Source organism: Rhodococcus sp. SJ-3 (genome assembly GCF_051918125.1).
Lineage (GTDB): Bacteria > Actinomycetota > Actinomycetes > Mycobacteriales > Mycobacteriaceae > Rhodococcus.
In genome coordinates, this window is sequence record NZ_CM123306.1 from 3756450 (window position 1) to 3775479 (window position 19030).

Genomic DNA, 19030 nt, shown 5'->3' on the forward strand with positions numbered 1-19030 from the left:
GACCTGGCCCACCGACAAAGGAGGGTGGATCGAGTGGTGATGGCGATGGACGCGGCGATGCCGCGCGCCGACAGGGAGCTCGGTCCGCGCGCCTCCGCCGAAGCGTACGTACGTCGGGTGAGCTTCCGGTTCGGTCCACCGCGGCTGATCGGCGCGGAACTCGAATGGCTGACTGCGCGTGCGGACGGAACGGCGTCACGGCCGGAACTCACGTCGATCGTCGAGGCGCTCGGGCCTCACGCCCCGAAAACCATCGCTCCGTCGTCGTCGGCCCGTCCGCTGCCGTCGGGGAGCGCGGTGAGTCTGGAACCGGGCGGGCAGGTGGAGTTGGCCAGTGTGCCGTGCACGTCGGCCAGGCAAACGGTCGATCGTCTCGTCGCCGACGCGAAGATGTTGCGATCGTTGCTCGCCCGCCGCGCGGTGTCGATGCTCGACAGCGCGACCGATGAGATTCGGCCGCCCCATCGTCTTCTCCGCACACCGCGGTACTCCGCAATGGAATTGCGTTTCGACCGGATCGGTCCCCTCGGGCGGCTGATGATGAACAGCACGGCCGCGGTACAGGTCAGCGTCGATGCGGGAGCCGACGACGCCGAACTCGCCCGACGCTGGGAGTTGCTCCACGCGATCGGTCCGGCGTTGATCGCCGCGTTCGGGCGTTCGGCCACGCTGCAGGGCGCTCCGGAAGGCGAGTGGGTCTCGCAGCGGATGCGCACGTGGTTGTCGCTCGACCCGGACCGCACCGCGACCGTGGCCGACCCGCAGAAGTACCCGGCCTGGGCGCTCGACGCCCCCTTGTTGTGTGTCCGGTCGGCAGGCCCGGAATGGCATGCACCACCCGGGGCGTCGTTCGCCGATTGGCTCAGTGGCGGTCTCGACGGCGAGATCGGTCGTCGGCCGACATTCGCCGACCTCGACTATCACCTGACCACGCTGTTTCCGCCGGTGCGCCCGTATGGACATCTCGAGGTCCGGTACCTGGATGCTCAGCCCGACAACCTGTGGCAGGTGCCGATCGCGACGATCGAAGCTCTGCTGAGGAGTCCGGAGGTCATGACCGAGGCATCGGCGATCGCCGAGCCGGTTCGGCAGCTTTGGGTGGAGGCCGCGCAGCAAGGGCTCGCTGCTGTCGAATTACGTGCTGCAGCAGTGGGATTGCTGTCTCTGGCTGCGGAGTCGTCACCCGACATGAGGTTCACCACTGCGCTCGACGCGGCCGCGGCACGTTGCATGCGCGGGCAGTCGCCGGGGGTGGCCGACCGGTGAGGATGCTGCGCGACCGTCTCGAACGCGACCTCGAACGCGCTCGCGCACGGACATGTTCGCTCACGGATATCGACGATGACGAACTGGTGCAGCAACATTCGACCTTGATGAGTCCCCTCGTGTGGGACCTCGCGCATATCGCGAATCAGGAGGAGCGCTGGCTGCTGCGTGAAGTCGCGGGCCGAGAGCCGGTGCGTCAGGGGATCGACGAACTCTACGATGCATTTCTGCACCCCCGGGCCAGCCGGACCACGCTGCCGTTGCTCGGCCCAGGCGAGGCGCGCCGCTACGCAGCGCAGGTGCGTGACCTGGCGCAGAAAGTACTGCAAAGCAACAACTTCGATGAAGAACTCACTCGCGACGGTTTCGTCTTCTCGATGATCGCGCAACACGAACAACAACACGACGAGACGATGCTCGCGACCCACCAGTTGCGCGCCGGACCCCCCTTGCTCGATGCCCCGGAGGCGCCCCGCGAGGCGGCGTCTCCGGTGTGCGAGCGGGTGGTGATCCCCGCGGGGGAGTTCGAGATGGGCACCTCGGCCGACCGGTCGGCGCTCGACAACGAGAAGCCGGCGCACCGGGTTCATGTGCCCGCCTTTGCGCTCGACACCCTGCCGGTGACCAACCGGTTGTTCACTCGATTCATCGAGGACGGCGGCTACCGGCGCCGAGACCTGTGGAGCGACGAGGGGTGGGCGCACCGCTGCGACGCGGGGCTCGAAGCGCCGCAATTCTGGCACCGCGAATCCGACGGGCGTTGGTGGCGCCGCAGTTTCGGGCGAGAAGCACCCGTGCACCCGGACGAACCCGTCGTGCATGTGTGTTTCTACGAGGCGGATGCCTTCGCGCGCTGGGCCGGAGCACGTCTTCCCACAGAGGCGGAATGGGAGAAGGCCGCGCGGTGGGATCCCGAGACCGGCCGCAGCCGGCGGTATCCGTGGGGAGACGACGATCCCGGCCCGGCGCACGCGAATCTCGGCCAGCGACATCTCGGTCCCGCGGTGGTGGGTGCGTACCCGGCGGGTGTGTCGCCGCTCGGTGTGCATCAGCTGATCGGTGATGTGTGGGAGTGGACGTCGTCGGGCTTCGAACCGTACCCGGGCTTTAGTGCGTTTCCGTACCGGGAGTACTCGGAGGTGTTCTTCGGCGGCGACTTCCGCGTTCTCCGCGGTGGTTCCTTCGGCACCGATCACGTTGCGTGCCGCGGAACCTTCCGGAACTGGGATCACCCGGTCCGCCGCCAGATCTTCGCCGGGTTCCGCCTTGCGCACGATGTGGAGAAGGCTCCGGATGTGTAGACACCTGGGGTACCTCGGCCCGGTCGAATCGGTTGCCTCACTGCTCACCGACGGCCCCAATTCGCTCATGCGGCAATCGTGGGCGCCGACCGACATGCGTGGTGGCGGCACCATCAACGCCGACGGGTTCGGCGTCGCCTGGTGGTCGGACGTCGGTGTTCTCGGCCGCTACCGCTCGTCCCTGCCGGTGTGGTCCGATCCGTTCGTCACCGAAGGGCTGCCCACCATCCGGTCCGGGGCCGTGATGATCGCGCTCCGATCCGCAACGGAGGGGATGCCGGTCGAACGAAGCGCCAGTGCGCCGTTCTCGGACGGACACTGGGCCTTCAGTCTCAACGGTGTGGTGCGCGGCTGGCCCGGATCGCTGGTGGACCTCGCGAAGAACCTCCCGGTGTCGGAGCTGCTCGAACTGGACGCACCCACCGATTCTGCTGCGCTGTGGGCGATGTTGCGGTCGCGGCTCCGATCGGCAGAACCGGAGCCCGCGCTGATCTCCCTCGTCCACGACGTCCTGGCGCGGGCACCGGAATCCCGCTTGAACATGCTGCTGTGCGACGGAAACGGTATGTGGGCGACCGCGTGGTATCACTCGTTGTGGACCCTCGTGGACGAGAACGTCGCGATCGTGAGCTCCGAACGTTTCGACGACGACCCGCGTTGGCAGGAAGTCGCCGACAAGCATCTCGTCCATGCAATACCCGGCAAGCTCGTCGTCACTCCCCTGGAGGTGTCCGCTACGTGACCATCGACGTGTTCATCACGCCCGAACAATTGGACGAGACACTGCGCGGTGATGCGCGCAGTGGTCTCACCTCGACCCCCAAGCGCCTGTCGCCGACATGGCTGTACGACGAGCGGGGAAGCGAGTTGTTCGATCAGATCACGTCGCTGCCCGAGTACTACCCCACCCGTACCGAATTCGCGCTGCTGCAGCGCCACGCGGCGGACATCGCGGAGGCAGCGAGACCCGAGATGCTGGTGGAGCTCGGATCGGGATCGTCGGAGAAGACGAGAGTGCTGCTCGACGCACTGAAACCGTACATCCATACGTATGTACCGCAGGACGTGTCCGAGCCGGCATTGAGCGCGGCGGTACGGCGCCTGTCCGTCGACTATCCGGACCTCACGGTGCGCGGCGTCGTCAGCGATTTCACCGGTTCTCTCGAACATCTACCTGCCGGCGGGCACCGCATGGTCGCATTCCTCGGCGGTACGATCGGCAACTTCGCACCCGCCGAACGCATCGAGTTCCTGACCCACCTCGGGACGATCCTGGAAACCGATGAATGGCTGCTGCTCGGTGCCGGACTCGTCGTCGACCCCGACATCCTCATTCCGGCCTACGACGATGCCGCCGGTGTGACGGCCGAGTTCGACCGCAACGTGCTGCGGGTGGTCAACCGGCGGCTCGACGCCGATTTCGATCCCGACAAGTTCGTGCACCGCGCCGTGTGGGACGCAGAGAACGAGTGGATCGAAATGAGACTCGAAGCGACCGAGGCGATGACGGTGAAGGTCCGCGATCTCGATCTCGATCTGACCTTCGCCACGGGTGAGCAGATGTGTACAGAGATTTCGGCAAAATTCCGGCTCGACGGAATCGGCAGAGAACTCGACGACGCAGGATTCACCGTCCGGCACGAATGGGTGGATCCTGACGGGAGATTCGTGCTGTTCGCCGCGTCGCGTCGATGACTTTCCAGGTCTTCTTCCTCTCTAGAGCCCCTGCGCAACCACGGCCTGGGTGACCCGATCGTCGATGGACGACACCGGAGTTTCGCGTCCCACCCACCCTTCGCCACCGAAGTACGTCTCGATGATCTTCTCGGCGGTGCGGGTCGCGAGGGCCTGTGTCGTCAGAGTCGGATTGGGGCCGCCGAGGCTGTTGGGGAGCGCCGAATTGTCGGCGATGTAGAGCTGCTTGACCCAGCGTGCCTGCGCGGAGGAGTCGAGGATCGAATCCTTCTCGTTGCGGCCCATTCTCATGCTCGACTGTGCGTGCAGGATCAGCGGCGGCCAGTCGCAGCGATGCACAGATTTCGCACCCGCCGCGCGCATCAGCTCGACAGCCTTGCGGGTGCAGTACTCCCGGTTGCGTCGGGTGCGTTCGGACCTCTTACGGTGCTGCATCGTCACCCGAGGAACGACACCGTGCTCGTCGGCGGGCAGCAGGCCGGGTACGCTCACACGGTTGCCGGATTCGACGTCGTCGTCGGTGATCACCAGTGCGCCGAGCACACGGTCGGCATCGGAGAGCGTGGTCAGCAGATCGCGGCCGACCAGCCGGCCGAGGCTGTCGGCACCCGCGTTGTCGACCACGCCGCCCGCGCGACCATAGCCGTGGATACCGGAGTCGCTGTAGCCCAGCGAGTACGCCAGCAGTGCCGGCGGCATACCCACCTGCTCGATTGCGCCGTATCCCGGAAGATCCACGCGCGCATTGGAACCGGCGCCGCGCGTCTCGCCCGTGTACTCATCGAAGACGCCGAACACCGCGTCCATGTAGTGGTCGGTCAACCCGCGACCCACCCATTCGTCCGGGTCGGGAAGCTCCGAGTTGAGCCACAGACGCGGCGACTCGATGGCGCCCGCGGCGAGCACCACGACCTTCGCTTCCGCCTCGTGTTCCTCGCCGTCGGCCGTCCGGAACCGCACGCCGTGCGCGACCGTCTCGCCGCCTTTCTCGTGGACGAGGATCTTGGTGACACCGGCACCGGTCATGAGGGTCGCGGACTTGCCGTGCGGTGACCAAGCATCGGCGGTGAGCATCATCGGCACGTACGAGTTGTCGGTGGAGCGGCGGGCCTTCAGATTCCGCGGCGCACCCAACGGCAGGTAACAGCCCTGGTAGCAGTGGCCGCACATGGTGCATCCGCGGGCGTGAGGGTGACGGAGCAGCGCGGGGTCGCGGGTGCGCCCGGCCGTGCCGCCGGGCTGCAGGATCGCGTTCTGCTGCGCGCGATGCGCAGGCCCGGCGGTGTCGGGCGAGATCTGGTGGGGGAGACCCATTGCCGCGGCACCCCGCAGGAACACCTGTTCTTTCGTCCCCATCGGTGCTGTCTGCACGGGCAGCGTCGCCTCGACCCATTCGTAGTAGCGGCGTAGTTCCTCGTAGCCGAAGGGGAACAGGTGCTCGTTGTCGTACATGTCGCGGTCGGCGCCGTCGTATCCTTCGAACACACCGGGGTACGCCCGGGGCGAATTACCGAAATAGTGGAGTGTCGCGCCGCCCACACCGGAGACCTGCCATACGAACGAGTTCTGCGGAAGATCGCGCAGCCACGGACCCTCGGATCGGTCGCCCGGCCCTTCGCGGAGGAACCCGGTGATCGGGTTGTTCGCGTCGTTCTCGAAGTGGGTCCACTGATTCTCGGGGTCCTCGAAGCGTGGCCCGGATTCGAGTACCAGTACGTCGAGTCCACGTGCGGCGAGTTCCTTCGCGACGACCGGCCCGCCACCGCCTGCGCCGATCACGATCACATCGGTCAACGTCATTCCTCCACGCGTTCGACGCCACCGTAGTAACCCTGGAACTCGTCCCACCCGTCGCTGACGCCCTGGTATGCGGTCAGCTCCCAGCCCACCGGGCGGCCGGTGAGCTGGCGGCGTGCTCCGTCGAACGTCGAGACCTCCGAGTAGGCGACGAACGCAGCGAGTGTCGGAATGGCATTGACCGCGTATTCGATGGGGCGGCCGGGGAACTGCGGCTCGGTGTCGAGGAGTTCGAACACGCGCGCTTTGGCGGCGTACGAGAGGTTCGCGAACGGTGATGCGAACGGTCCCGCAACGGCATTCGGGGCGGCGGTGACCGCGAAAAGGTTCACCAGTGCCGCGATCGCCGCGGAGCCGGTGACGTCGATTCCGAGCACGTCGATCAGGGGGATCGGCACGGCCAGATCGAAGGTGCGCTCCAGGGTCTCGGCGGCACCCTGTGTGACGCCGCCGGGCGCCTCGGTCGACACGCCCTGGTGTTGCGAGTACGGATCGTTTCCGGGGACGACGAACGCGAGGATCCCGTTGATCGTGTCGCGGACGGAGGGGTTCGGCGACGTCGGCCGCGCTGCGGCCTCACCGGTGAACGACCAGGCCACGCTGGTCAGTGCCACGCTGGTCGCGGCGACACCTCCCAAGAATCGTCGTCGACTCCACTGTGTATGCGTCTCCACGCCGCTCCCTCCCGTCCCGGCGAAGCCTACGGCAGTCTCGAAGTCCTGCTCGACGGGTGCGCAGCCGCGTTGTCGTCGACCGACCTGCGGCTCAGCCGTCACGAGCAGCCACCCACGTCGCGATGCGCGTCCGGGACGTGACGCCGAGTTTGGCGAGGATCCGTTCGACGTGGCCGTCGACCGTGCGGCGCGAGATGACGAGTTTGTCGGCGACGGCACGATTGCTCATTCCGTCGGCCACGAGGCGGGCGATCTCGAACTCGCGTTTGGTCAGTGGCGAGGTGTCCCGGACGGAGCGATTCGGTGGGACGGTGTGCTCACCGAGCGCGAACAGGACGGCCTGATCGATCGTCATGTCGGCCGGGGGAGCCGAAAGCCTGTCGAATGCGTTGTGGCCGAGTTTCGTACGGGCCGCTTCGCGGGCGGCACGCGAATCGTCGGCGGTGTGTGGGCCGAACGCGGCCACAGTAGTGCCCAGCCGCGTCCACACGACTGCGGTGACTCCGAACAGGCGCGCCGACCGTTCGGCATCGGCATCGGCGACCGCAGCCCACGCGAGGACTTCGATGGACAGCGCGGTGCAGATCTTGTCCTTGTAGTGCTGCTGTATCCGTAAGGCCAGTTGCGCGGCAGACACAGCTTTCGCGGTGTCGCCGCGGTGTACGTGCACGAGCGCGGACACCCACAACGCGTACGCGCGGTTCCACCTCTCCCCGTATCGATTCGCCAGTTCGAGGACGCGGTTGCACGTCTCCAATGCCTCGTCGTAGAGACCTTCGTAGCATTCGGCCATCGCGAGCTGGAACTCGGCCATGAGCGTCGACGCGGGATCGTCGTTGTCGCGGTGCACCCTGATCGCTGAGCGGTAGAGCGCGATCGAATGCGCGGTGTCACCACTGAACAGCTCGTGCAGACCCAGCCAGTGATCGGCATGCGCATGCAGCGCACCATCATCGAGCGCGACGGCGAGAGAAGTGCATTCGTCCAGATGCCGACGTGCGGCGTCGCGGTCGCCCTGGATCAATGCAATCCACGCGGCCACCCACAGTGCGTCTCCGCGTTCACGCACCGGATCGGTCAGATGGTCCAGCACCTGCTCGACCCGGCGCCGACCGTACGACAGATTGCCGCCTGCGATCCAGTGGTAACGCAATGCCACGATGAACTCGGCTGCGATCGCCACCTCTCCGGGCGTGCGCAGCGACCAATCGAGGGCGGCCATGAGGTTCGCGTGGTCGCGCCGCAGTTGCGCAAGAAGCTCGGATTGGTCCGGACCGCACCAGTATCGGGCAGACCGCGACGCGAGTGCTGCGAAGTGATCCCGGTGTCTGCGACCGACGGCCTCGGTGTCGGCCACAGCGTCGAGCAGTTCGCTTCCGTACTCGCGCACCGTCATGAGCTGGTTGTAGCGGACCGACCCGGGCGACCGCTCCACGACGACGAGGGACTTGGCAACGAGCCGGTCCAGCAGATCCACGACGTCCTCGACCGGGATATCGCCGAACCCGCACACCGACTCCACGGCATCGAGATCGAAACCGCCTGCGAAGACCGATAATCGCGCCCACAGCGAACGTTCGGGGGCGGAGCACAATTCGTAGCTCCAGTCGACCAGCGCCCGGAGTGTCTGCTGGCGGGGGAGTGCGTTCCGATCACCACCTGTGAGCAGGGCGAAGCGGCGGTCGAGTCGTTCGACGAGCTGAGCCGGGGAGAGCGAGCGCAGTTTCGCGGCGGCGAGCTCGAGGGCCAGCGGAATACCGTCGAGTCTGCGACAGAGCTGAACCACTGCAACGACATTGGTTTCGGTGAGCTCGAAAGCGTCGATGACGTTCTGTGCACGTTCGACGAGCAGCGAGACGGCCTCGTAGTGAGCGGCCTCCGCGGCGCGGTAATGGTCCGAGGGCTCCGGGAGAGCGAGAGGAGGCAGGTCGTAGATCTTCTCGCCGGCGACGCGCAACGGCTCACGGGTCGTCGTGACGATCCGGCATTCGGGAGCCGCCGCGAGGAGGAGCGAAACCAGTTCGACGGCAGGTGTCAGCAGGTGTTCGCAATTGTCGATGACGATCAGCAGGTGCCGGTCGCGGACGCGGTCGGTGATCTTGCCGACCACCGGCTTGCTCGACTGGTCGGTGACCCCGAGTGCCGCGGCGGCCGCGGACGGCACCGCATCCGGTTCGCGGACCGGGGCCAGATCGATCCATGCCGACCCGTCGCGGAACACCCGCGCGGTGCGGTCGACGAGTTCCTCGGCCACCCGGGTCTTACCCACACCTCCGGGACCGACCAGCGATACCAGCCGCGACTGCTCCAGGCACACGCGAGCCGCGTCGAGTTCGTGCCTGCGCCCGACGAAGCTGGTCATGGATCTGCGATGCAGTGTGTTCGAAGGCAGTGTGTTCGAAGGCAGGGCGGGCTCCTGTGTTTTCCGGTTGCCGCCCGAACTTACTCCACCGGGTGTGTCGTGCAACACAGGTAGTGAAGGGGGTGATTCACCCCGTGCCGGGGGTGTGTGACGTGCGTCATGGTTGCTATCGGCCCGAGCGGCCCACCTGGTCGCCGGCCTCGCGACCTGCATCACCGCACTTCACAAGGAGCGAAGCTATGTCCACATTCCGTCCCGCGACTCCCGATATCGACGTCCTCGTAGTGGGGGCCGGCTTCACCGGGCTGTATGCACTACACAAGTTCCGCGACCGGCTGGGTCTGTCGACTCGGGTCTTCGATGCCGCGGGTGACGTGGGAGGTACCTGGTATTGGAATCGTTATCCGGGTGCCCGAGTCGACATCGAGTCGGTGCACTACTCGTATTCCTTCTCCGACGAGCTCCAGCAGGAGTGGACCTGGAGTGAGAAGTTCGCCGCGCAACCCGAAATTCTGCGATATCTCGAACACGTGGCCGACCGTTTCGAACTCCGGAAGGACATCACGTTCGACACGCGTATCGAGTCGGTGGTGTGGGACGACGAAGCCCGCCTCTGGACCGTGACCACCGACACCGGTGAGGTCGTGACCAGTAGGTACATCATTTCAGGCGCCGGAAACCTGTCGGTGCCGAAGACCCCCGAGTTCCCGGGCATCGACACGTTCGCAGGCGAGGTCTACATGACGGGCAACTGGCCGCACGGCGGAGTCGATTTTGCAGGCAAGCGGGTCGGTGTCATCGGAACCGGGTCGAGCGGAATCCAGGCGATCAGTGAGATCGCGAAGCAGGCCGGTCACCTCACGGTCTTCCAGCGCACCCCGAACTATGCGACGCCGATCGGCAACGCACCCGCGAACGAAGCAGAAACCGCGCATGCGAAGGCGAACTACAGACAATTGCGAGATGCAGCGCGCAATCACTTTCTCGGTGTGCCGTACCACCAAGTTCAGGATTCCGCACTCGCGGTGTCTGCGGAGGAGCGGCGCAAGGTATTCGACGAGAGGTGGGACGCCGGTGGATTCCGTCTTTTCATCGACAGCTTCCGCGACATCCTGTTCGACAAGGAGGCCAACGACACCGTATCCGAGTACATCCGCGAGCGTATCCACGAGCGGGTGAACGACCCCGAGGTCGCAAAGCTCCTTGCACCGAGCACCTACCCGTACGCCACGAAGCGGCCCCCGCTCGAGACGGACTACTACGAGGCCTACAACCGCGACAACGTCACCCTCGTCGATGTGAAGAACGCGCCGATCGACGCGATCACCCCAGCGGGTGTGCGCACCGGCGGCGTCGAACACGAACTCGATGTCCTCGTCCTCGCCACCGGATTCGACGCGATGACCGGTCCGCTCCTTGCGATGGGGATCGTCGGGCGCGACGGACACCGCCTCGAGGACAAGTTCGAGAACGGCCCCCGCACCTACCTGGGCCTGATGATGCACGACTTCCCGAACCTCTTCCTGATCACCGGCCCGCAGTCGCCGTCCGTGCTCTACAACATGCCGTTGGCCATCGAGGACCATGTGGATTTCGCGGCCGAAGCCATCGCAGACCTGCGTGCCGACGGTCTCGACACCATCGAACCGCTCGCAGACGCCGAGACACTGTGGGTCGAGCACTGCGCCGAGCTCGCGAACGCGACGCTGATGCCGGGTACGGACTCCTGGTACATGGGCGCGAACATCCACGGCAAGCCGCGGGCGTGCCTCGTGTACCTCGGTGGCGCCCCGACCTACCGGGCCAAGTGCGCGGAGGTGGTCGAGCGCGGGTACGAGGGCTTTGCCCTCACCGGTGCGGATACCCACCAAGTGTCGATGGCCTCCTGAGCTCACCCTTGTCCACCACCGACAACGAAGGATTCCCCATGGCTCTGGACGAACACGTATCTCAGCTCATCGATTCCCTGAATTCGCAGGGGGTGCCCTCGTTCGAACAACTCTCCGTCGACCAGGCGCGCGCAGTCGTCGACACATTCACCGGGCTTCAGGCGCCCGCGCAGGAAGTCTCGCGAATCGAGAACCTCACCTACCCGGGAGGAAACGGGGACCTTCCGCTGCGGCTATATGTTCCCGAACATGTTCACGAACGGCCAGGACCGCGGCCCGTCGTGCTCTACCTGCACGGTGGGGGCTTCATCGGAGGCAGCATCGACGTCGCCGACGAGCCCTGCCGGGCGATGGCGAATGGGACGGGAGCCATCGTGGTGTCCGCCGGGTACCGACTGGCGCCCGAACACAAGTTCCCCGCCGCGCCCGACGACGCCATGGCCGCGCTGAGATGGGTTGCCGCTCACATCGTGGACTTCGGCGGCGATCCGGACTGCATCGTGATCGCAGGCGACAGCGCGGGCGGCAACCTCGCAGCCGTGACCGCGCTGCGCACCCGGGACGAAGGTGGGCCGCGATTGCGCGGGCAGGTGCTGATCTATCCGGTGATCGACCCGAACGCGGATTTCCCGTCGGCCCGCGAATATGCGGAGGGCTACATCATCACGAAGCCGGCTCTGGACTGGTTCTGGTCTCACTATCTGCCCGGACCCGGCGACGCGGGCAACCCGTACGCCGTGCCGTCCCGCGCCGACGATCTGAGCGGGCTGCCACCCGCACTCGTGCTCACCAACGAGTACGAGGTCGGCCGCGACGAAGCAGAGGACTACGCGGCGAAGCTGAAGGCAGCCGGGGTCGACACCGCGGTGCGTCGATTCGGCGGGCTCGTTCACGGTGTGTTCTGGATGTCGGGAGCGGTGCCTCGGAGCAGTGAAGTCCTCGCCGCAGTGTGCGACTATCTGGGATCCATCACGGAGCCCAGCGGGGTGTGATGACCCGAGCACCATGAAGCGCGCCTCGCTCAGCACGCGCTACGCCGCGCGCTGAGCGAGGCCGATCTGCGGACAATGGCGTAGGTTGGTGCCCGTCGACCTTGACGATCGGTTGACGAATACTTGGGAAGTCGGTGGTCCCTGTGTGGGGAGAGGCGCGTTCGACGGCAGCTGCTGTCCTCGCGTGCATCCTCGTGCCCTCGGTCCTGACCGGATGCGCAACGGTCATGGCGGGAACCCCGGTCGAGACACCACCGGCCCCCGTCGACTACCTCGCCCCCAACACCCACAGTCGCTCGATCGGCCCGTCCGACAAAATGCTCCTCGAGGTCGCGGAAAGACTACGACGACTCGATCCGTGCGGGCTGCTCCCGGAACCGGTGGTTGCCCGGTACGGCGAAATACGTCAGTTCGGACCGCAACGAGCGCTCGACACGTGCACCGCCGTCGCACATCCATCCGGGGGAGCGAAATACGACGAGCTGGACGTCACCATCGACCTCTCGCCTGTGCCGTCCACCGACGGCCAGCGCGACCGGTCTTTCGGCGACACCGAGGTGTATCGGACCACGAGCGTCCACGAGAACTCCCTCGACTGCACGCTGACATTCGCGCTCGACATCCCCGTCACCGTGACAGCCGATGCGGTACCACCCTCACGGTTCGCGACGATCGCGGTCACGCAGTACCGCTCCGCGGAGTCGAGCGGGGAAAGCGTTCCGGTATGTGCGGTCGCGGCAGATGTTCTGTCGGAGACGCTGGCACTCGTGCCATCGCTGCCCGGGCGGCCGACCAGCGGTCCGGGCCGAATCCGGCTGGCAGCGGCAGACCCGTGCGAGATAGTCGGCAGCTTCGCACCCGAAGAACTGGTCGGATGGCAGATCGGCAGCGACCCGTATCGGTGTGTCCTCACTCCCCACCAGGACGGCGTCGCGCCGGAGTCATGGAGCATCTACTACGGACTCGAACCCGAGTTCGCGCCGCCGGATCGCGACGACGTCAGAGAAGTGACGTTCGAAGGCCTCACCTTGCAGGTCCGCGAGACAGGGGATTCCTGCCGGATCTCGGCGCCCATCGAATCGGTGATCGACACCAATCGACCCGGCGCCGAGCGCTACAACAGGTCGCGCGGCCGTAACGTCCCGGCGGTGATCCTGATGAGCGACACCCCGAACTGCGACGACCTGGTCCCGCTGACAGTCGACATTGCCGACGGTGCGCTCACCTGACGGCTCGCCGTCGCGATCTCGGGCACGTGATCGAAGCACCCGAGACCCGAAACGGCGGAGTGTCTACTTCGCGGCGCTGAGCCGAGCCTTCTCCAATGCGGCGAGAGTGCGCAGCACCGTCGCCTTCTGCTTCTCCAGATCGCTGCGACGAGCACGGGCCGCGAGACCGGACTGTTCGGCGACCAACGCGAGCTGTGCATCGATCGTGGAGAGCTGATCGAGCAACACGAGTGCGCGGCTCTGGATCTCGTCCAGGTCGACGCTCTTGGTCGCTGCGGCGGCAGCGGGGGTGCGGCGCGGGGCCGACGACGCCGAACCCGACGAACCCGATGCGGAACTCGACTTCGTCGCGGCGGGCTTGTCGGCGACGATGGCTGCGGCGCGCGGACGCAGCGCCTTACGGACGAGCGCGGGGTCGGGCTGCTCGGCCAGCCGAATGTCGTTGAGCGCGCGGCGTGCATCGCGTGCGGCGACCCGGTGCTCGTACTCCTCCTCGTCGTCCGACTGCAGGGTTCCGCCGATGGGGCGCAGACCGTACGTGCCCATGAACCGCCGGGCCTCGTCGATCACGGATTCGTGGCGGAGGCAAGTGGCGCAACGGGGTTCGTTTCGGAACTCTTCGACCGAGTCGGTGTCGCCGCACCACACGCATGCGCCGGGCGACCACCTTCGCGCAATCCGATTTGTCGGGGTTTCCATGGGGGCCTCGAGAGTCTGCGCGTCGATCACGAGGAGCCACCTTAGGTCAAACCCCCGGGGCTCCGTCGGCCGGGGTCCGATCCGACCTGCACTGTTTCGCGGCGGCGTGACGAAGATCATCCGTGTACGTGCGGCGACGGCCGGAGGACGTGAGGATGACGACAAAGCATTGCGCCGCACGGTATTTGCATACCGACCGGTTTGCTCGGTGGTCAGGTCGCAGTTGCAGCGGTGAGCCACTGCACGAGTGGGCGGAAAGAACGCCACGCGCCGCGAACCTCGTCGAGAGTGCGGGCGCTGTCGAGCCACGGGGGCGACACATCGGTGCGGCCGGCGTGCAGCGCCCTGTGCCGAAGCAGTTCGATGCGCGGATGATCCGCGGAGAAGCCGCGGGGCCGGGTCTTCAGCCGGTCACCACCGATCTCGTAACCGGTGCGCGTCAGACGGCGCACGAGAGTCTCGAGTTCGGTACCGCGGCGCTCGTCGTCGATCGCGGAGCGGAAGGTCGCGAGCTGAACAGAACTGCCGTGATAGAACCCTCCGGCGATCCGCAATCCCGCAGCATTGATCTCGACGTAGAACCCGACCCCCGGCCCCGTCGCGACGTAGCCGCCCTGGTGGGTTTTGTACGGGGTCTTTTCTTTGCTGAACCGGACATCCCGGTACGGACGGAACACCTTGCCCGGGCCGAACTCGTCTTCGAGTTCGCCGAGCAGCGCAAGCATCGGGCCGCGCACGCAGTCGTCGTAGACGGCCTTGTGCGCGGCCCAGAATGCCTTGCTGTTGTCGGCCTCGAGATCTTCGTAGAAGTCCAGCGCCGAGACGGGAAATCCTGAGAACATCCCGCCAGTGTGCCGTGCGGTGACGCCGGGTGTCAGGCGACGCCGTTGAAGAGCGACGTGACGGAGCCGTTCTCGAACACCTCGCGGATCGTCTGCGCAAGCAGCGGCGCGATCGAGAGCACCGTGAGCGAATCGAACTGCTTCTCCGGCGGGATCGGCAGCGTGTTGGTGACGATGACCTCCTGAGCGCCGCACGCGGCGAGGCGCTCGGCGGCCGGGTCGGAGAGCACGCCGTGTGTTGCGGCGATGATGACGTCGCCCGCACCGGCCTCACGCAGGATCTTGACGGCGCCCGCGATGGTGCCGCCGGTGTCGATCATGTCGTCGATGAGGATGCAGGTGCGTCCTTCGACCTCACCGACCACGCGGTTCGACTTCACCTGGTTCGGCACCAGCGGGTCGCGGGTCTTGTGGATGAAGGCCAGGGGAGCGCCACCGAGGGTGTCGGCCCACTTCTCGGCGACACGCACGCGCCCGGAGTCGGGGGAGACCACGGCGATGTTGTCGACGCCGTACTTGCCACGGATGTACTCGGCGAGCTGGCCCTGCGCGTGCATGTGGTCGACCGGGCCGTCGAAGAAGCCCTGGATCTGGTCGGTGTGCAGGTCGACCGTGATGATGCGGTCGGCGCCTGCGGTCTTGAGCAGGTCGGCGATGAGACGGGCAGAGATGGGCTCGCGACCGCGGTGCTTCTTGTCCTGGCGCGCGTACGGGTAGAACGGCAGGATCGCGGTGATGCGCTTGGCCGAACCACGCTTGAGCGCGTCGATCATGATGAGCTGCTCCATGACCCACTCGTTGAGCGGGAACGGGTGGCTCTGCAGTACGAATGCGTCGGAGCCGCGGACGGACTCCTCGAAACGGACGAAGGTCTCGCCGTTCGCGAAGTCGCGGGCGGTCTGCGGGGTCAGGGGGACACCGAGTTCCTTAGCGACCTGCTCTGCCAGCTCGGGGTGTGCCCGGCCGGAGAAGAGCATCAGGTTCTTCTGGTTGTCGATCCAATTGGTCACTGGTCCTGGCCGTCCTTCTGACGCTCGTTTTCGTGCTCTGCTTGCTGTGCTTGCGATGCTGCCTCGGCAGCCGCGGTCCCAGCGCGGTTTCGCTGGACCCACCCCTCAATATTGCGCTGTGGCGCACCCGACACCGCGAGTGCCCCCGGCGGAACGTCGCGACGCAGCACCGTCCCGGCACCCGTGTAGGCCCCGTCACCGACGTTCAACGGCGCTACGAACATCGTGTCGGACCCGGTGCGGACGTGTGATCCCACCACGGTGCGGTACTTCTCCACCCCGTCGTAGTTCACGAACACGCTCGACGCGCCGATGTTGGAATGTTCGCCGATCTCGGCGTCGCCGACGTAGGTGAGGTGGGGGACCTTCGAGTGGGCACCGATCTGCGCGTTCTTGGTCTCGACGAATCCGCCGAGCTTACCGTGCGCGCCCAGTTCGGTGCCGGGGCGCAGGTAGGTGAACGGGCCGACGGTTGCGTGCGCACCGATGACCGCTTCGGAGCCGTGGGTGCGGATCACGGATGCCCCCGAACCCACCTGCACATCGGTGAGTGTGGTGTCGGGGCCGATCCGGGCGTCCTCCGCGATCACGGTGCGTCCGCAGAGCTGGACGCCGGGATGCAGGGTCACGTCGGGGGCGAGAACGACCTCGACATCCACCCACGTCGTCGACGGGTCGAGGACGGTCACTCCGTCGCGCATCCAGCGCTCGAGGATGCGCCGGTTGAGTTCTGATGTCAGTGCGGCGAGCTGGACGCGGTCGTTGACACCGGCTACACGCAGCGCATCGTCGGTGTGTACCGCGCGGACGATGTCGCCGTGGCGGCGCGCGATGCCGATCACGTCGGTCAGGTAGAGCTCACCTTGTGCGTTGTCGGTGCCCAGCTCGCCGAGCGCGGTCCGTAGCCGGGCGGCATCGAATGCGTACACCCCGGAGTTGACCTCGGTGATGGCGCGCTCGGCAGCGGTGGCGTCCTTCTCCTCGACGATCGAGGCGACGTCGCCGTCGGTGGTGCGGATGATGCGTCCGTAGCCGGTGGGTTCGGTCACCGTCGTGGTCAGGACGGTGACTGCGGCGGGCTCGGGATCGGCGTGTACCTGGAGCAGCTCACCGATGGTGTCGGCGTCGAGCAGTGGCACGTCGGCCGCGGTGACGACGACGGTCCCGGTGAAGTCCTTGGGGAGTTGCGTCAGACCGCATCGGACGGCGTGCCCGGTTCCGTTCTGGGCGTCCTGGACCGCGAGGGTGATGGTGCGGCCGAGTTCGTTCGCGATGTCGGAGACGGCAGCCTCGACGCGTTCCCGTTCGTGCCCGACCACCACGACGAGGTGGCTCGGGTCGGCCGCGGAGGCGGCATGCAGAGAATGTGAGAGCATCGAGCGGCCGCCGAGTGCGTGCAGGACCTTCGGCGTCTTGGATCGCATTCGCGTTCCCGCTCCGGCGGCCAGGACGATCATCGCGGTCTGCACTTGCATGTAGCTCCCTCGGCGCGGCGTGCGTGCACACGCCCCGACGACGTGCGCACTGGAGCTCGTGGCTCCGGCAAATGTCCCCGCTCCGCCGCCAGGACTCGAACCTGAACTATCTGAACCAAAATCAGAGGTGCTGCCGATTACACCACGGCGGACTGCGACACCCTCGGAGCCCGAGCTCCGAAGTATGCGTCCCCGATCTTCGCATGCGACCGCACGGACGTCGAATGTGGGGGCCCGCTCCGCGGGTATCGCTAGGGTGACACGGAGCAACCGAACGACGGTCCCGGTGTGGTGCCGTGGGGAGAAGGAGTCAGGTGTCGCGATCATCGCAACCCCCGGTCGAACGGAATCCGCGCACCCGCATGACCGGTACCCAGCGGCGGGAGCAACTCATCGAGATCGGCCGTGCCCTGTTCGCCGAGCGGGGATACGAGGGTGCGTCCATCGAGGAGATCGCGCAGCGGGCGCAAGTGTCCAAGCCTGTCGTGTACGAGCATTTCGGAGGTAAGGAAGGCCTCTACGCGGTGGTCGTGGATCGGGAGATGACGATCCTGATGTCGATGGTCACCGAATCCCTGACGCGCAACCGGTCGCGCGTCCGCGTCGAGCGGGCCGCACTCGCCCTGCTCACCTACATCGAGGAACGCACCGAGGGCTTCCGCATTCTGGTGCGTGACTCGCCGATGGCGGCCGAGGAAGGCACCTACTCGAGTTTGCTCAACGAGGCCATGCGTCAGGTCGGCCAGTTGCTCACCGGGGACTTCTCGCGGCGGGGACTGAATCCCGAACTCGCGCCGTTGTACGCGCAGGCGCTGGTGGGCATGGTTGCAACGACCGCCACGTGGTGGCTCGACGAGCGGACTCCTTCGAAGGAAGTGGTGGCCGCGCATCTGGTCAACCTGTGCTGGAACGGATTGACCCGGCTCGAGGCCGATCCGACGCTCGGAACCGACTGAACCACTGGACGAATGTCCATTGGAGTGAGCCGGTTTTGCGCCCTATGTGGCATGTATGCGGTCTGTCCTGGGATGTTACGGTATGCAAGACGTCGTCTATGAGGGGCGACATCGAGGTGCATGTGAGGCATACTTGCTGATTTCGTACCTGCCGTCGGCTTCGCTGGCTCAGCCGACACGGTCATCGAGCGAGGAGGCGGTGGAATGGGGCGCCAGGTTCGGGCGGAAGTAACGCGCGAAGCGGTACTCGGTGGCGCAGCGGAAGTCTTCGTGCGGCTCGGGTACGCCAATGCGAGCCTCAACGAGATCATCGATGAAGCAGGCGTCACCAAGGGCGCGTTGTACTTCCACTTCGGTTCCAAGGAGGAGCTCGCCCGCGGTGTGATCGATGCAGGCTGCGAACGATTCGCCGCCGCTGCGCGCAGCAAGATGGAACAGCGTGCGCCCGCACTCGAAACCGCCATCGAAGTGTCCGTCCTCAACGCCAGCCTGTCCGAATCCGACCGGATCGTGCGGGCGATGTTCCGGCTGGTCGTGGAGATCGGTGACTACCACGGCAACGAGGTAGCCCCGTTCGGCTCATGGTTCACGTCCATGCTCGAGCTCATGCAGCGCGCCCACGACGAAGGCGACCTGGAGCCCTCGATCGACGTCGATGCTCTGGCGTATCTGCTCCTGCAGTCCCTTATCGGTGCGCGCACCGTGGCCGCCGCACTCAGCAGGAACGAGCAACTGACCGAGCAGATCGAATCGATGTGGTCGATCATGCTGCCCGCGCTCGTCCCCGCAGACAAACTCGGCTATTTCCTCCAGTTCGTGTCGCGGCGGTTGCGCGTCTCGTAG

The 19030-nt window shown here is 66.2% G+C and carries 16 protein-coding genes and 1 tRNA gene; 9 read left to right on the forward strand and 8 right to left on the reverse strand.

The annotated features are described in order from the left end of the window. The first annotated feature begins 39 nt into the window (after positions 1 to 39). From egtA to egtD, 4 genes are read left to right on the forward strand one after another with little or no spacing between them, the layout of a single operon-like run. Complete coding sequence (gene egtA / locus ACTDXD_RS17530) at positions 40 to 1266, forward strand: ergothioneine biosynthesis glutamate--cysteine ligase EgtA (protein WP_440127678.1); 1227 nt, start codon at positions 40 to 42, stop codon at positions 1264 to 1266. A 2-nt stretch (positions 1267 to 1268) separates the two neighbouring features. Beyond that, positions 1269 to 2567 carry an ergothioneine biosynthesis protein EgtB gene (gene egtB, locus ACTDXD_RS17535; protein WP_440127679.1) on the forward strand — a complete coding sequence of 433 codons (1299 nt, stop codon included), beginning with the start codon at positions 1269 to 1271 and terminating at the stop codon, positions 2565 to 2567. Continuing rightward, on the forward strand, positions 2560 to 3309 hold the full coding sequence (gene egtC / locus ACTDXD_RS17540) for an ergothioneine biosynthesis protein EgtC (protein ID WP_440123578.1): 750 nt from the start codon (positions 2560 to 2562) through the stop codon (positions 3307 to 3309). The genes egtB and egtC overlap by 8 nt, the downstream gene beginning before the upstream one ends. After that, complete coding sequence (gene egtD, locus ACTDXD_RS17545; protein WP_440123579.1) at positions 3306 to 4262, forward strand: L-histidine N(alpha)-methyltransferase; 957 nt, start codon at positions 3306 to 3308, stop codon at positions 4260 to 4262. The genes egtC and egtD overlap by 4 nt, the downstream gene beginning before the upstream one ends. Before the next feature lie 21 nt (positions 4263 to 4283). On the opposite strand, the gene ACTDXD_RS17550 is transcribed toward egtD, so the two are convergent. The 3 genes from ACTDXD_RS17550 to ACTDXD_RS17560 form a co-directional block, all read right to left on the reverse strand. Beyond that, positions 4284 to 6056 carry a GMC family oxidoreductase N-terminal domain-containing protein gene (locus tag ACTDXD_RS17550; protein WP_440127680.1) on the reverse strand — a complete coding sequence of 591 codons (1773 nt, stop codon included), beginning with the start codon at positions 6054 to 6056 and terminating at the stop codon, positions 4284 to 4286. 2 nt (positions 6057 to 6058) lie between these two features. Beyond that, positions 6059 to 6673, reverse strand: a complete 615-nt coding sequence (locus ACTDXD_RS17555) for a hypothetical protein (RefSeq protein WP_440123580.1) — start codon at positions 6671 to 6673, stop codon at positions 6059 to 6061. 151 nt (positions 6674 to 6824) lie between these two features. Next, the gene (locus ACTDXD_RS17560; RefSeq protein ID WP_440123581.1) at positions 6825 to 9095 is read right to left on the reverse strand and encodes an ATP-binding protein; all 2271 of its coding nucleotides are present in this window, start codon (positions 9093 to 9095) and stop codon (positions 6825 to 6827) included. A 239-nt stretch (positions 9096 to 9334) separates the two neighbouring features. On the opposite strand from ACTDXD_RS17560, the gene ACTDXD_RS17565 reads away from it, so the two are divergent. The 3 genes from ACTDXD_RS17565 to ACTDXD_RS17575 all read left to right on the forward strand — a co-directional run bounded on the left by ACTDXD_RS17565 (position 9335) and on the right by ACTDXD_RS17575 (position 13205). Further along, positions 9335 to 10984 (forward strand): flavin-containing monooxygenase, encoded by a 1650-nt coding sequence (locus ACTDXD_RS17565; protein ID WP_440123582.1) that lies wholly within the window; start codon positions 9335 to 9337, stop codon positions 10982 to 10984. A gap of 38 nt (positions 10985 to 11022) precedes the next feature. After that, positions 11023 to 11976 carry an alpha/beta hydrolase gene (locus ACTDXD_RS17570; RefSeq protein WP_440123583.1) on the forward strand — a complete coding sequence of 318 codons (954 nt, stop codon included), beginning with the start codon at positions 11023 to 11025 and terminating at the stop codon, positions 11974 to 11976. 134 nt (positions 11977 to 12110) lie between these two features. After that, complete coding sequence (locus tag ACTDXD_RS17575) at positions 12111 to 13205, forward strand: hypothetical protein (RefSeq protein ID WP_440123584.1); 1095 nt, start codon at positions 12111 to 12113, stop codon at positions 13203 to 13205. A 63-nt stretch (positions 13206 to 13268) separates the two neighbouring features. Here ACTDXD_RS17575 and ACTDXD_RS17580 read toward each other — a convergent pair whose 3' ends face one another. From ACTDXD_RS17580 to ACTDXD_RS17600, 5 genes are all read right to left on the reverse strand, one after another. After that, positions 13269 to 13934, reverse strand: coding sequence for a hypothetical protein (locus ACTDXD_RS17580; RefSeq protein WP_440123585.1), 666 nt, complete (start codon positions 13932 to 13934; stop codon positions 13269 to 13271). A 182-nt stretch (positions 13935 to 14116) separates the two neighbouring features. After that, on the reverse strand, positions 14117 to 14746 hold the full coding sequence (locus ACTDXD_RS17585) for a DUF2461 domain-containing protein (protein WP_440123586.1): 630 nt from the start codon (positions 14744 to 14746) through the stop codon (positions 14117 to 14119). 32 nt (positions 14747 to 14778) lie between these two features. Then, positions 14779 to 15756 (reverse strand): ribose-phosphate diphosphokinase, encoded by a 978-nt coding sequence (locus ACTDXD_RS17590; RefSeq protein ID WP_169687776.1) that lies wholly within the window; start codon positions 15754 to 15756, stop codon positions 14779 to 14781. Next, on the reverse strand, positions 15753 to 17231 hold the full coding sequence (gene glmU, locus ACTDXD_RS17595; protein ID WP_440123587.1) for a bifunctional UDP-N-acetylglucosamine diphosphorylase/glucosamine-1-phosphate N-acetyltransferase GlmU: 1479 nt from the start codon (positions 17229 to 17231) through the stop codon (positions 15753 to 15755). Before glmU ends, ACTDXD_RS17590 begins: the two co-directional genes overlap by 4 nt. A gap of 80 nt (positions 17232 to 17311) precedes the next feature. Then, positions 17312 to 17383, reverse strand: a tRNA-Gln gene (locus tag ACTDXD_RS17600). A gap of 210 nt (positions 17384 to 17593) precedes the next feature. Between ACTDXD_RS17600 and ACTDXD_RS17605 the strand changes: the two genes are divergently transcribed. Further along, positions 17594 to 18187 (forward strand): TetR/AcrR family transcriptional regulator, encoded by a 594-nt coding sequence (locus ACTDXD_RS17605; RefSeq protein ID WP_054715858.1) that lies wholly within the window; start codon positions 17594 to 17596, stop codon positions 18185 to 18187. Positions 18188 to 18391: 204 nt separating this feature from the next. Then, a complete protein-coding gene (locus ACTDXD_RS17610; RefSeq protein ID WP_440123588.1) occupies positions 18392 to 19030 on the forward strand; it encodes a ScbR family autoregulator-binding transcription factor in 639 nt (212 codons plus the stop codon).